The 13,246-nt window shown below is 67.8% G+C and carries 11 protein-coding genes and 1 tRNA gene; 6 read left to right on the top strand and 6 right to left on the bottom strand.

Translation table 11 applies throughout. From position 1 onward, the window contains the following. A partial coding sequence (locus EQG76_RS22190) for a DUF4037 domain-containing protein (RefSeq protein WP_235031505.1) occupies positions 1-1,176 on the top strand: 1,176 nt, incomplete at its 5' end. A 95-nt stretch (positions 1,177-1,271) separates the two neighbouring features. On the opposite strand, the gene rpsD is transcribed toward EQG76_RS22190, so the two are convergent. The 6 genes from rpsD to EQG76_RS22160 form a co-directional block, all read right to left on the bottom strand. Next, complete coding sequence (rpsD, locus tag EQG76_RS22185; RefSeq protein ID WP_159716495.1) at positions 1,272-1,886, bottom strand: 30S ribosomal protein S4; 615 nt, start codon at positions 1,884-1,886, stop codon at positions 1,272-1,274. Between the two features lie 91 nt (positions 1,887-1,977). Further along, positions 1,978-2,790 (bottom strand): RNA methyltransferase, encoded by an 813-nt coding sequence (locus EQG76_RS22180; protein ID WP_235031504.1) that lies wholly within the window; start codon positions 2,788-2,790, stop codon positions 1,978-1,980. Continuing rightward, positions 2,787-4,394, bottom strand: coding sequence for a citramalate synthase (cimA, locus tag EQG76_RS22175; RefSeq protein ID WP_159716494.1), 1,608 nt, complete (start codon positions 4,392-4,394; stop codon positions 2,787-2,789). The genes EQG76_RS22180 and cimA overlap by 4 nt, the downstream gene beginning before the upstream one ends. After that, positions 4,391-5,749, bottom strand: a complete 1,359-nt coding sequence (cysS, locus tag EQG76_RS22170; protein ID WP_159716493.1) for a cysteine--tRNA ligase — start codon at positions 5,747-5,749, stop codon at positions 4,391-4,393. The genes cimA and cysS overlap by 4 nt, the downstream gene beginning before the upstream one ends. A 146-nt stretch (positions 5,750-5,895) precedes the next feature. Further along, positions 5,896-8,094, bottom strand: coding sequence for a GumC family protein (locus EQG76_RS22165; protein ID WP_159716492.1), 2,199 nt, complete (start codon positions 8,092-8,094; stop codon positions 5,896-5,898). A gap of 79 nt (positions 8,095-8,173) precedes the next feature. Then, the gene (locus EQG76_RS22160) at positions 8,174-9,637 is read right to left on the bottom strand and encodes a nitrilase-related carbon-nitrogen hydrolase (RefSeq protein ID WP_159716491.1); all 1,464 of its coding nucleotides are present in this window, start codon (positions 9,635-9,637) and stop codon (positions 8,174-8,176) included. Positions 9,638-9,761: 124 nt separating this feature from the next. Here EQG76_RS22160 and EQG76_RS22155 point away from each other — a divergent pair, with 124 nt between their 5' ends. From EQG76_RS22155 to EQG76_RS22135, 5 genes are all read left to right on the top strand, one after another. Beyond that, positions 9,762-9,908 carry a hypothetical protein gene (locus tag EQG76_RS22155; RefSeq protein ID WP_159716490.1) on the top strand — a complete coding sequence of 49 codons (147 nt, stop codon included), beginning with the start codon at positions 9,762-9,764 and terminating at the stop codon, positions 9,906-9,908. A gap of 76 nt (positions 9,909-9,984) precedes the next feature. After that, positions 9,985-10,060: transfer RNA gene (locus EQG76_RS22150), tRNA-Arg, on the top strand. A gap of 765 nt (positions 10,061-10,825) precedes the next feature. Beyond that, positions 10,826-12,028 (top strand): ImmA/IrrE family metallo-endopeptidase, encoded by a 1,203-nt coding sequence (locus EQG76_RS22145; protein ID WP_159716489.1) that lies wholly within the window; start codon positions 10,826-10,828, stop codon positions 12,026-12,028. Further along, positions 12,028-12,495, top strand: coding sequence for a DUF4411 family protein (locus EQG76_RS22140; RefSeq protein ID WP_159716488.1), 468 nt, complete (start codon positions 12,028-12,030; stop codon positions 12,493-12,495). The genes EQG76_RS22145 and EQG76_RS22140 overlap by 1 nt, the downstream gene beginning before the upstream one ends. Beyond that, on the top strand, positions 12,429-13,246 hold an 818-nt coding region (locus tag EQG76_RS22135), incomplete at its 3' end, for a helix-turn-helix domain-containing protein (protein ID WP_159716487.1). The genes EQG76_RS22140 and EQG76_RS22135, both read left to right, overlap by 67 nt.

Genomic DNA, 13,246 nt, shown 5'->3' with positions numbered 1-13,246 from the left:
GGCTCGCGGGCGCCGGCTCCGGTCGATCGAATGGCCCGCGCACAAGTGCGCTTGGTCATCGGGAGCGAAGCGGGGGGACAGGGATCATTGCCGGCATTCATCCCGGGCTTGGCGCTCGCCCACACGTTCTACATTGAAGCCGTGCGGCCCCTGGTCAACGTGCCGCACGCGGCAGGTCTGTTCGGTGAGGGGTCGGAAGTTCTCGGCTTCGATCAACCCCGCTCGACCGACCATGCCTGGGGACCACGCCTGCACCTGCTCGTGGCGGACGAGCATGTTCCCGTGGTGGCAGCTGCGGTCGAGCAAGGCCTGCCATCGGAGTTCCGGGGGTGGCCGGTGCGCTTCTTCTCCTGGCAGACGAACAGCACCCGCCACCATGTGGAGATTCTGACCCTGGAGGAGTTCGTCCAGTCCCAGCTTGGGGCCGAACCTCCGGGACCGGAGTTACCGATCGCCACATGGCTCGCCCTGCCGCAGCAGCGCCTGCTGCAGGTCACAGGCGGCGAGCTGTTCCATGACGGCATCGGCAGGCTGCGTCGCCTCCGCGCGATGCTCGCCTGGTATCCGCGCGATGTCTGGCTCTGGGCGATGGCATCGCAATGGCACCTGATCGGCAATGCCGAGCCGCGGATCGGCCGCGCGATCGAGGCCGGCGACCGGCGCGGCTGCGTGTTGATCGCGGCCCGGCTGGTCCGGTTGCTGATGGAGCTGGCATTCCTCCAGGAGCGACGGTACTGGCCGTACGAGAAGTGGTTCGGTACCGCTTTCTCCCGGCTCCAGATCGCCGCGGCACTCGGCCCGCAGCTGGATGCGGTACTGTCGGCGCAGGACGGGCCGGTGCGGGAACATGCGCTGCACCGGGCTCTTGCGCTCCTGGCGGAGCAGCACAACCGCCTGGGTCTGACCCCCCACGTTGCGGCAACCGTGAGCCAGTTCCGGGTCGGCATCAACAATGCCATCCGGCCTTATCTCGTCTTCAACGCCGGTGAGTTCGCGGCCGCTTGCCGGTCAGCGATCGGGCATGGCGCACTGCGTGAGCTGGTGACGGTGGGAACCTTCGATCAGCTCACGCATGCCGACGACGCGCTGGTGAACTTCACGCGCTGGCCCGAGCAGCTCGCGGATAGCTACGCGCGTCTCCTGGGTTCACGCGCCGGGGGGCAGCAAAACGCCTGATCAGCAGCCAGGCATCATCCCGCCAGCAGAACCTCCAACGAGAAGGCCCACCGGAGTCGCCTCCGGTGGGCCTTCTCGTGAAACTTCTCGACCGATCAGCGCGAGTAGAACTCGATCACTTCCGCGGGCTTCATCTCGACCGGGTAGGGCACGTCCGCGATCAGCGGGGTGCGGACGAAGGTGCCCCGCTTGGCCTTCGTGTCGACCTGCACATACTCGGGGATGTCGCGCTCGGCGAGGTTCAGGGCTTCCTCGACGAACGGGAAGTCCTTGGCCTTGGCCGACAGCTCGATCACGTCGCCCGGGCGGACCCGGTAGGAGGGGATGGTGACCCGGCGGCCGTTGACGGTGACATGGCCGTGGTTCACGAACTGGCGGGCGGCGAACGGGGTCGAGACGAACTTCATGCGGTAGACCACCGCGTCCAGCCGGCGCTCGAGCAAGCCGATCAGGTTCTCCGCGGTGTCACCGCGCATCGACGAGGCGTCCTCGTAGATGTTGCGGAACTGCTTCTCGGTGATGTTGCCGTAATATTCACGGATCTTCTGCTTCTGCGCGAGCTGGACGCCATAGGGCGTCACCTTCTTGCGCTTGGCGCCATGCTGCCCGGGACCGTAGGCGCGACGCGCGAGCGGATCCTTGGCGCGGCCCCACAGGTTCACGCCCAGACGGCGGCAGATCTTGCTCTTCGCGGCGTTACGCTTAGTCATCGACCCTCGATACCCACGGCACGACAAAAACAACGCCGCTCCCGGAGCGAAGCAGCGTGCCGCGGAGCTAATAGCGGAAGCCGCGCGGCTGTCAAGCACCTGCCTCCCGCTTTCCTGTCTCCTTGTCCCGCCTGGCCGTGGTCAGTTCCTTCAGGATGCCGCGGAACAGGTGGATCTCGGAGGTGGTGAAGCCACGCCGCTCCAGCATGGTCTCGATGGTGAGCGCAAAGGTGCGCCGCCGCTCCGGCGTCTTGAAGAAGTCGACCTGGTCGAGCTCGACCATCAGCGCCTCGTGCAGCCGGTGCACGTCGGCCTTGGCCGCCGGCACGGTCCGGTCGGGGGCAGGGGCGGGGGAACCCTCCGGCCGCCGGCGGTGCCACTCGTAGGACACGAGCAGCACGGCCTGGGCCAGGTTCAGGGACGGGAAGTAGGGGTTGACTGGGATGGTCAGGATCGCGTCCGCCAGGGCGATCTCGTCGTTCTCCAGGCCGGTGCGCTCTGCCCCGAACAGGAAGCCCACCCGGTGCCCTTCTGCGATCGCGGCGTGCGCGGCCTCCGCCACCGTGTCGGCGGGCAGGACCGGCTTCATCAGGTCGCGGCCGCGCGCGGTCGTGGCGTAGAGCGTGTGGATGTCGTGCAGCGCCGAGGGCAGATCCGGGAAGATCTCCATCCGGTTCAGGACCTCGTTGGCCCCGGACGCCGCCATCAGCGCTTTGGCGTTCGGCCAGCCGAAGCCGGGCGCCACCAGGCGCAGCTGGTAGATGCCGAAATTCAGCATGGCACGCGCGGCGGTGCCGACATTCTCGGCCATCTGCGGGCGGCACAGGATCACCACCGGGGCTTCGCCCAGGGTCTCGATGCCGCCGCGCAGGGTCTTGGACCGGATCAGGTTCTTGTCCCTCACGCGGCCTCGGCGGCCGAAGCCCGCTGCTCGGTCACGAGCTTCCAGATGATCGCGTCGCACAGCGCCGCATAGGAAGCGTCGATGATGTTGCCGGACACGCCCACCGTCTGCCAGACCCGCCCGTCCTCGTCGGCGCTCTCGATGATGACGCGGGTGACCGCGGCGGTGCCGGCGCTGGGGGTGAGGATGCGCACCTTGTAGTCGACGAGCTGCATGTCCCGCAGGGAGGGGTAGATGTGGCTCAGCGCCTGGCGCAGCGCCTGGTCCAGCGCGTTCACCGGGCCGTTGCCCTCCGCCACGGTGTGGAAGACATGGCCCTCGGCTGCGACCTTGATGCTGGCCTCGGACAGGTCGGCCACGTGGCTGCGCGCGTCGAACCGGCGCTCGTTGATCACCCGGTAGCGCAGGAGCTCGAAATAGCTGGGCAGGATGCCCAGCGAGCGCCGCACCAGCACCTCGAAGCTGGCCGCCGCCCCGTCATAGGCCCAGCCCTCCGCCTCGCGCGCCTTGATGGTCTGCAGCAGGTCCTGGACCTGCTCGTCGCTCGGGCTGACGGCTAGGCCCATCTCGGCGAAGCGGGAAAGCAGGTTGGAGCGGCCGGCTTGGTCGGAGACCAGCACCTCGCGGCTGTTGCCGACCACCGCCGGGTCCAGGTGCTCGTAGAAATGCGGGCTCTTGGCGACCGCCGAGGCATGGAGCCCCGCCTTGTGCGCGAAGGCCGAGGCGCCGACATAGGGCGCGTGGCGGTTGGGCGTGCGGTTCAGCCGCTCGTCGAAGGTCCGGCTGATCTGTGTCAGCCGCTTCAGCCCGGCGGGGCTCACCCCGGTCTGGAAGCCCAGCTTCAGCACCAGCGTCGGGACCAGGCTCACCAGGTTGGCGTTGCCGCAGCGCTCGCCCAGACCGTTCAGCGTGCCCTGGACCTGCCGGGCCCCCTCCATCACCGCGGCGATCGCGTTAGCGACCGCGTTGCCGGTATCGTCATGGGTATGGATGCCGAGCTTGTCGGAGGGAACGAAGGCCGCGACCTCGCCCGTGATGCGCGCCACCTCGTGGGGCAGGGTGCCGCCATTGGTGTCGCAGAGCACCACCCAGCGCGCACCTGCGTCCAGCGCCGCCTGCAGCGCTGCCCGGGCATACCCTGCGTCCTTCTTCCAGCCGTCGAAGAAATGCTCGGCGTCGAACAGCGCCTCCTTGCCGCGCGCCACCAGCGCTGCGACCGAATCGGCGATCATCCGCAGGTTCTCGTCGGACTCCACGCCCAGCGCCTGCTCGACCTGCTCCCGCGACGACTTGCCGACGAGCGTGACCGCCTTCGCCTGGCCGCGCAGCAGCGGGGCCAGCACCGGGTCGTTGTCGGCCGAGCGCCCGGCCCGCCGCGTCATGCCGAACGCGGTGAAGGTCGCCCGGGCGAGCTGGGGGGGCTTGGCGAAGAACTGATCGTCGGTGGGATTCGCGCCCGGCCAGCCGCCCTCGACATAGTCGATGCCGAGCTCGTCCAGCAGGCGCGCGATCTTCGCCTTGTCTGCCACGGAGAAGTCGACGCCCTGGGTCTGGGCGCCGTCGCGCAGCGTGGTGTCATAGAGCCAGAGGCGCTCGCCGCTCATGACCCCCTCCGCCAGGTGGTGCCGCCCGGGCCGTCCTCCAGGATGATGCCTTTGGCCAGGAGCTCGGCGCGGATCCGGTCGGCCTCGGCGAAGTTCTTTGCCTTGCGCGCGGTCAGGCGCTCCGCGATCGCCTTCTCGATCCCGGCGGCTTCGTCGCCGGCCCCGCCCTTCAACCAGGCCTCGGGTTCGTTTTGCAGCAGGCCCAGCAGGGCAGCGGAGGCCAGGAGCCTGGACCGGTCCTCGGGTTCGTTCGTGCGATTGAGCCGGCCCAGCAGGTCATGGAGCACCGCCAGGGCCTTCGGCGTGTTCAGGTCGTCGCACAGGGCCTCGACCAGGGCAGGCTCGGGTTCGTTTGGCCAATCCCCTTTCACCCGCGCCAGCGCGCCATAGAAGCGGTCGAGCGTCGCCTTGGCCCGCTCGATGCCCTCCCAGCTGAAGTCGAGCGGCGAGCGGTAATGGGTGCCGAGCGTCCACAGGCGAACCGCCTCGCCGGGCGCCTTCGCCAGCACGTCCTCGACGGTGGTGAAGTTGCCGAGCGACTTCGCCATCTTCTCGCCGTTCACGGTGACGAAGCCGTTGTGCAGCCAGAAATTCGCCATCCGGCCCAGGCCATGCGCGCAGCGGGTCTGGGCGATCTCGTTCTCGTGGTGGGGGAAGGTCAGGTCGATCCCGCCGCCATGGATGTCGAACGGCACCCCTAAGTGATGCTCAGACATGGCCGAGCACTCGATATGCCAGCCGGGCCGGCCCCGGCCCCAGGGGCTGTCCCAGCCGGGCTGGTCATCCGCGGACGGCTTCCACAGCACGAAGTCGGCCGGGTCGCGCTTGTAGGGCGCCACCTCGACCCTGGCGCCGGCCACCTGCTCGTCGCGGTCGCGCCCGGACAGCTGGCCATACTCGGCGAACGAAGGCACGTGGAACAGGACGTGGCCGTCTTTCGCATAGGCATGGCCGTTCGCGATCAGCGCCTCGATGATCCGGATCATGCCGGCGATGTGCTCGGTGGCGCGCGGCTCGTGATCCGGCGGCAGGCAGTTGAGTGCCAGGGCATCCGCGTGGAACTGCCGGGTCGTGCTCTCGGTCACTTCCGCGATCGGCACGCCGCGCTCCGCGGCGCGGTCCATGATCTTGTCGTCGACATCGGTGATGTTGCGGACATAGGTCACCTCCTTGAAGAGGTGACGTAGCAGCCGGCTCAGCACGTCGAAGACGATCAGCGGCCGGGCGTTGCCGATATGGATCCGGTCATAGACGGTCGGTCCGCAGACATAGAGGCCCACCCGGTCCGCACGGATCGGCGCGAACGGCCGCTTGGCGCGCGTCGCGGTGTCGTGGAGGGCGAGGGTCGGGGACAAGGGACCATTCCTGGCATGGGGGTTCGGGTGGCGTCCTGCCACGGCCGCCCGCCGCGCCGGGCAGTCCCGGCACGGGGGACCCGCTCGTTACCAGGATCGCGCGCCCGATTCCACCGGTCCGGTCACCCTGATCCGGCCGTCAAGTCTCAGGCCGCGTAATAGCGCGCATGCTTCACATAGGCGAAGGTCCGGTCGTCCAGGCCGTAGAGCGGCTGGCGGCTGAGATCCACCGCGGTCAGCACCGCACCGGTGAGCGGTGCCCCGACCTCGCGCAACTCGCCAGCGGCCCGGCCGATCAGCCGGTCGCTGGTCTGGCCCCAGCGGGCCAGCAGGAGGACGCGGTCGACCGCGCGGGCCAGCAGCTTGGTGTCGGCCACCGCGAGCGCCGGGGCGGTATCCACCACCACCAGGTCGACGTCCCGGGTGAGCGACTGGACGACTTGGCGCAGCCGCTCCCCGCTCTGGCTGGCCAGGGCCGCGCGGGCGGCGGCACTGCCCGGCAGGATCTGCAGCGGAGAGCGGCTGTCGGTGCGCAACGCCTGCTCCAGCGTGGCCTTGCCGGCCAGGATCTCCTGTAGGCCGGGGCCGGCCGGGAGGCCCAGGCGGCCCAGCACGGAGGGGTGGCGCAAGTCGCCGTCGATCAGCACGACCTTCAGCCCCTCCGCTGCCGCCAGGCGTGCCAGCGAGATGGCGGTGGTGGTCTTGCCCTCGTCCGGGACGGCCGAAGTCACCAGCATGGCGGTGCCGCGCCCTTCCGGCCGATCGAACGGCTCGGTCACTGCCGCCAGCATGTCGCGCAGCGCCTCGCTGTAGCGCCCGAGCGGCTGGTCGAGCGCCACGTCGTGCGGGCGCAGCCGCTCCGCCTTGCGCACGAGCTGCGGCACCATCGCGACGGTCACCAGCCCGGTCACCCCCTCCAGCGCGCTGGCGGTGCGCACCGAGCGGTCACGTGCCTCGGTGAACCAGACGAACAGGCCGGCCAGGAGCAGGCCGACGCTGCCGCCCACCGACATGAAGGTCCCGGGCCTGGGGAAGGCAGGGACGGCGGGCGGCACTGCCTCAGACACGATCCGGGCATCCGGGGCCTGCCCAGCCAGGCGCTGGGAGATCTCCTGGGCCTTCAGCTCGAACGCGTCATGCGCCTGGCGCCGGGTGCGTGCCTCCTCTTCCAGCGCGGCCAGCTCCTGGCGGCTCGTGGCCATGCCCGCGGCATCGCCCTTGATCGCCTCGAGCTGGCGGGCCAGGCCATCGGCGCGCACCCGCGCCATCTCCGCCTCCATGTCGAGCTTCTGCAGCATCTGGCCCTGGGCAGACGCGAGCTTGCGGGCCAGCTCCTTGCGCCGGCTGCGCAGATCCACCACGCGCGGATGGCGCTCGCCATACTGGGCGAGCAGCTCCGCCTCCTCGCGCGCCGCAGCCGCATCCAGCGCCAGCAGAGCCTGGTAAGGTGAGGGCTGGCTCTCCTCGGCACCCAGCAGCCCCTGGCCACGCTTGGCGGCATCCTTCAGCCGCTCGGAGCGAACCTCGCGGGTCTGCGCCTCGATCCGCGCCTCGACCAGCTCGCGCGAGAGCGCATTGAGCTGGTCCTCGCCACTGCCGAGCGCTGCTACCAGGGTCGGCCGGGCGGCGGCGCGCGCCTGCTCCAGCCGGGCCTCGGTGCTCAGGAGGGCGTCGCGGAGCTGGCTGCGGCGCAGGGCCAACCGCTCCTCGACCCGGCTGGCCGCCTCCAGCTTCTGGGCGATGCGCGCCGTGACGAACGCATGGGCGACCTCGTTGGCGACCTCGGCCGCGCGCTGCGGGTCGTTCGCCTCCCAGGTGATCGCGACCACATGGCTCTTGCCCTCGCGGCTGCCCTTGAGGCGGTCGAGGAAGCGGTCGAGCAGGCGCGGCGACGGTTCGCCCGGCGGGGCATCGATCGGCACTTCCACCAGGCCTTCAGGCGCCGGGCCCTCCGCAGGCATCAAGCCGGTCAGCCAGGCGACCGGGCGAGCCACCAGGCCCGGACGGCCCTCCAGCTCCGGCCCCAGGTCCAGGCGCTGGATGACCTCGCGGGCCATCGCGCGCGACGCGATCTGGCGGATCTGGCTGTCGAGCGTGCCGCTCTCGGGCGGTGCCGCGATCTGGTCCAGCCCGTCCGGCCCGCCGAACGTCACCGGCTCGTAGATGACCTCGGCGCGGGCGACATAGACCGGTTCGATCAGCCGGGCGGTCAGCCCCGCCGCCGCCACGCCCAGCGCGGTCATGCCGACCAGGGCCGGCCAGTGGCGCCGGAGCACCCGAACCTGGTCCGCGATCCCCGGTTCCGCGCCCACCGCACGCCCCGGCTGTGCCCGATCCTGCGTCATGCCGCTCCGCCCTGCGCTGCCGGGCGCAGACGATAAAGCATGACCAAGGAAATTCAACCAAGAAGAGATAAACCTCGCATCATAAGCCAGCATGGGTTGGGCGGCCCAGCCCGTCGGCGGTACTGCTTCCATGGGCCACCCGCAAGATCAGCGGCGCTGCCCCGGCGCCGCCACGCGCCTGCCACCAGGATCGCGGAACCGCCTGGTCGGCGGCTGCGGCGCCGGGCTCGGCCAGCGCTGCCGCCAGTGCCGCGGGCTCCGGTCCGAGCGCGCCGTCCGGCCGCTGCGCGGCGCGCCAGCGCAGCAGTGCCTCGATGACAGGCTCCGCCAGTTCGCCCAGCGGCGCATAGCCGCTCGCGGCGGCACCGCCCGCCAATGCTGTCCGGTCCAGTCCGCTCAGCAGCAACGCGCCCAGCCGGGCGGCAAGCGCGGTTCCGATCAGGTCGTGGACGGGGACGATCGGCACGGACCCAGTGCCATAGGATTCCAGCAGCTGTCCAAGCGTGGCTTGCACAAGCCCCGCATTGATCCGCTCTGTTCGGATGCCCAGCGCATCCGCAAGCCCGTTCCCATCGGTTCCTGCCGTCCAGCCGCGCACCCGGCCCGGGCCCAGCGCGTCGACCGCCAGCACCGGCAGCAGCCTGCCCGCCGTGCCCAGGTCGAGCAGTACCAGTTCCAGTCCCAGCCGGCCGGTGAGGCCGCGCAAGCCGGCCAGCAGGGCCAGGTACAGGTCGGCCGGCTCCTCCGGCGGCGGCACCCGCAGACTGGTTTCGACCGGCGTCAGCGAGCCGTCATCCTCTCTGGCCCAGCGGGTCGGGAGCAGGCTTTCCCGGAACGCCGGCGCCAGGGCTACCAAGCGCCTCGCCCCGTCGAGCGCCAGGGAAAGGCCGTCGAAGACGAGTTCTCCGCCGCCGCCCGCCGCATTGGCCAGGACTAGCGGCAGCCCGGTCTCGGTGACGCGCTGGACGGCGTGCTGCTGGCGGCGCTCGAACCCGCCCGGCACGAACGGCAGGGCGGCCGGCACCAGCAGGATCTCCGTCCCGCTCTCCGCGAGCGCCTCGGCGACCTCCGGCAGGTCGAGCTCGGCCCCGGCCAGCACGCCCAGCCGCCAGGGCGGCCCGTCGGGGCAGGGCAGGGCCAGCGGGCCGGCGAGCTCGCCGAGGCCAAACCGGCCAGTCTCGGCCAGCCGTGGATCGCTGTCTAGCTGCACGCGCCAGCGCCGCCCGAGCTCACGCCCCTGGCCCAGCAGCACGCTGGCAAGCCCTGGCCGCCCACCGTCCTCGGGCCGCAAGGGCAGGCCCACCAGCACGGCTGGCCCGCCGTCCGCGGTGTCGGCCTGCAATGCCAGCAGCGCATCCGCGACCCTGGCGCTGAGCCCGGCCTCATTCGCCGGAACCGGCAGGCCGGCCAGTGCCAGGTCCGGGCAGAGGAGCAGCTGCGCCTCCTCGGCAGCACCGCGCAGCCGGCGGATGGTCTGGAAGTTGGCCGCAACGTCGCCCGGCACCGGGTCGAACTGGGCGATCGCTAGGACGAGATCGGACAAGGCTGAAGACTCCGCCGCGACGGGCAACTGGCGATTGCGGCAAGCGATGGGAGCACCGGATCTTCTCTTTCGGGGCGTCAGGCGCTAGGCAGGCGCAACCTGATCTCGATTGGAGTTCGCGTCGATGCGCCCCGCGGTCATCCTGGCACTGCTGCTGTTGCTGCTCACCCCCGCGCTGGTGCGCGTGATCATGGGTCCGCCAGCACCCGAGCCGATCGAAGCCACTGCCGAGCATGAGGTCGAGGAGACCCTGGAGCAGGCGACCCACTGAACTTTTTCCTCCAACTGCGGGGTTGCGCGCCTCTCACCAGGGCGCTATCACCCCGCCACGCCGCTTAGCCGGCCGCGCGCCCGTAGCTCAATGGATAGAGCATCTGACTACGGATCAGAAGGTTAGGAGTTCGAGTCTTCTCGGGCGCGCCATTCTTCCCAATGATTTAGCTGATCTCTGGTACCTGAGAGGAATGACCTCAGGTACCGCACAGGGACCAAAGGGCTCTTCACCACTGCGGGTGACACCATGCATCTGCTTATCGTGAAAGTGAATGAGTCGCTCCGTGTAGCCGGACAAGATATCGAGACCGCTGTAGATAGGGAATTGTATCTTCAGAGCGTTGAAGCTGCGAAGTGTCTGCCGTGTGGTCGCGGGGATTTCTGCACTACGATTCGGTATTATTTTGAGAAGTCTGAGGATATTTTGGGAATCATTGCTGCGCTCGATGCCAGCTTCCAGAATCAGTATGTAGTGTGTTCCGGGTGACCTTGCGGGTTGCCCCTATCGCCATTGGCGACGCTGTTCTCCTGTGACTCGCTTGTCTGCTGCCAATCCTACACGCTCTATCGCGTCAGCCACTTGGTGGCATCGTGGATGCCTTGACCTGCCTTCCATCGCCTTCCAGACGATCATAGTGACCTTCACTGCCGCTAGCGGCGAGGCATCTGTCGGCAGATAGCGGAACTCCTATGCCCAACCGCATCGCGCTACGCTTGCGAGTTTGAGGCGATACATTGATGCATGATGCCGCTCCATAACGTTCGCCATTGACCCCTTCGAGGGTGGACATCAGGTTGCCGAGGGCGCGGCTAACAGGGAGTGCTGTTTGCCCCTCCTGCGATGAACGCGCTCATGGGCAAACTCTTGTTCTTGCTTAGGTCAGCCGTTCGATCCCGTGTGCGCATAGGGTTGGTATGCCGAATATCGAGCCCAAAGTTCTGAGGTGGGCACGAGAGACCGCCGGTCTGTCGCTGAACGATGCTGCTCGTAAGCTGGACATCAAGGATAGTCGACGTGGCAGCGGGGCTGAGCAGCTTGCAGCCCTGGAAGAAGGCTCTACCCCGATCACCCGTCCGTTGCTCCTGAAGATGGTCAAGGTATACCGGCGGCCGCTGTTGACCTTCTACATGAAGGAGCCACCAAAGAAGGGCGAGAGGGGGCAAGACTTTCGCAGCCTGCCGGATCGTGACCCTACGTCAGATGCACTGATCGACGCGCTGCTGCGCGACGTAAAGTCCCGCCAGAGCATGGTGCGCAGCATGCTTGAAGATAGCGACGATCCCCCGGCGCTGCCCTTCATTGGCTCTAGCCGCGTTGAGGATGGAGTCGAAGCCGTTATTGCCTCCATCCACCGAACCATTGGATTCGATCTGGCCGAGTTCCGGGCGCAGGACTCTCCGAGTGCCGCGTTCGGTCTACTCCGTTCGAAGGTAGAGGCGGCGGGTATCTTTGTACTGCTTATTGGAAATCTCGGAAGCCATCACTCCGCGATACCTGTGAAGGCTTTTCGCGGCTTCGCACTCGCCGATCCGATCGCACCCTTCATCGTGATCAACGATCAGGATGCAAAGGTAGCTTGGTCATTCACTCTTCTACATGAGCTTGCGCATCTTTGGATTGGCGCCAGCGGCGTCAGCGGCGAACACGCTGATACCCAGATAGAAAGGTTCTGCAACGACGTCGCGAGTTTGTCGCTTCTTCCGACCACTGAGCTGTCAGGGTTGGAGATCGATGCAGAGATGGGCGAGGGCGAGGCGTTAGGACTGATCGGCGAATTCGCCAGCGATCGGCTCTTGAGCCGACGTTTGGTCGCATATCGGCTCTTCCGTTCAGGCATCTTCTCTGAAGCCACTTGGTACAGGATCGTCGATCGGATCGTCGCTGATAACCAGCATCGACGCCAATCCAAGGGGGAAGCCAAGGAGAGGAAGGGTGGGCCGAGCTTCTATGTGGTGCGACGCCACCGGTTGGGCACGGCGCTACTTCGAATCGTAGCAGAGAACCTGCAGGAAGGCTCCCTCACCCCCACCAAGGCAAGCAAGGTGCTGGGCATCAAGCCGCGACAGGTTCAAACCCTACTAGGTACGGGCGGGCTGACTTCTAGGTCGGCGGCCTGATGCTATATCTGATCGACGCCAACGTCCTCATCACTGCGCACGATCAGTATTACCCGATCAATGTGGTTCCCGAGTTCTGGAGCTGGCTCAGGCATCAAGGACGCCTAGGCAGCGTCAAGATGGCAATCGAGAACTACGAGGAGATCGAAGACGGAACGCCAACTCGGGGATCCGATCCCTTGTATGACTGGCTGCAAGAGCCAGAATGCAGAGACGCGCTCCTTCTGGACGCAAGCGTCGATGGGGCTCTTGTCGTTCGTGTTCTGCATGAGGGATATGCCCCCGACCTGACAGACGATCAGGTCGAGCAGTTGGGGCGCGACCCTTTTCTGATCTGTCCTCTTAACCTCCTTGTCTTGCGGTCTGGGCTGATCCAGGCTGCAGATTGGGAGGAAGATCGATGGCCGAAGCAGTGCGCAAGGTGGTGGCCAAGGACGCCAACGAGAAGCTGGCGCACCGACGGCTGACGGTGCTGGAACTGGCCGAACGGCTGAGCAACGTCACCGAGGCCTGCCGGCGTGGCGGGATCGACCGGACCAGCTTCTACGACTGGAAGCGGCGCTTTCAGACCCATGGGCTGGACGGGCTGAAGGACCTGCCGCCGATCGCGAAGTCCCACCCGATGACCACGCCGCCGGAGGTCGTGGCGCGGATCGAGGCATTGGCGCTGGAGCATCCGGCCTATGGCTGCAACCGGATCGAGGCGTTGCTGGCGCTGGAGGGACGCCGGGTCTCGGCGATCACGGTCCAGAAGATCCTCAACGACAAGAGCCTGGGCAGCCGGCATGAGCGGTGGCTGGCGCTCGAGCGGCAGAATGCCGAGCAGGTGATCGAACTCTCCCCGGAGCAGGTGGCCTTCCTGGAGAAGCTCAATCCCTGCTTCAAGGAGCGCCATGTCGAGAGCGGGCGGCCGGGCGAACTGCTCTCAGCCGACACCTTCATGGTCGGCGTCCTGAAGGGTATCGGCCGGGTCTACCTGCATGCCGTCGTGGATACCCACGGCTCCTACGCCTTCGGCTTCCTGCACGTCTCCAAGCAGCCCGAGGCGGCGGTGGCGGTGCTGCACAACGAGGTGCTGCCGTTCTACGCCAGGCTGGGCCTGCCGGTCTCCGCCGTGCTCACCGACAACGGGCGCGAGTTCTCCGGCACTGAGCGGCACCCCTATGAGTTCTACCTGGCGCTCAACGACATCGAGCACCGCCGGACCAAGGTGCGCAC

The sequence above is a fragment of the Geminicoccus flavidas genome, from assembly GCF_009806515.1.
Lineage (GTDB): Bacteria > Pseudomonadota > Alphaproteobacteria > Geminicoccales > Geminicoccaceae > Geminicoccus > Geminicoccus flavidus.
Note: the sequence above shows the minus strand (reverse complement) of the source record. Positions and strands in the feature narration are given on the sequence as shown.

Bases quoted from the DNA above. Each gene is read 5' to 3' on its own strand.
- rpsD (WP_159716495.1), bottom strand. From the start codon at position 1,886: ATGACTAAGCGTAACGCCGCGAAGAGCAAGATCTGCCGCCGTCTGGGC.
- cimA (WP_159716494.1), bottom strand. From the start codon at position 4,394: ATGAGCGGCGAGCGCCTCTGGCTCTATGACACCACGCTGCGCGACGGC.
- EQG76_RS22165 (WP_159716492.1), bottom strand. From the start codon at position 8,094: ATGACGCAGGATCGGGCACAGCCGGGGCGTGCGGTGGGCGCGGAACCG.
- EQG76_RS22155 (WP_159716490.1), top strand. From the start codon at position 9,762: ATGCGCCCCGCGGTCATCCTGGCACTGCTGCTGTTGCTGCTCACCCCC.
- EQG76_RS22145 (WP_159716489.1), top strand. From the start codon at position 10,826: ATGCCGAATATCGAGCCCAAAGTTCTGAGGTGGGCACGAGAGACCGCC.
- EQG76_RS22140 (WP_159716488.1), top strand. From the start codon at position 12,028: ATGCTATATCTGATCGACGCCAACGTCCTCATCACTGCGCACGATCAG.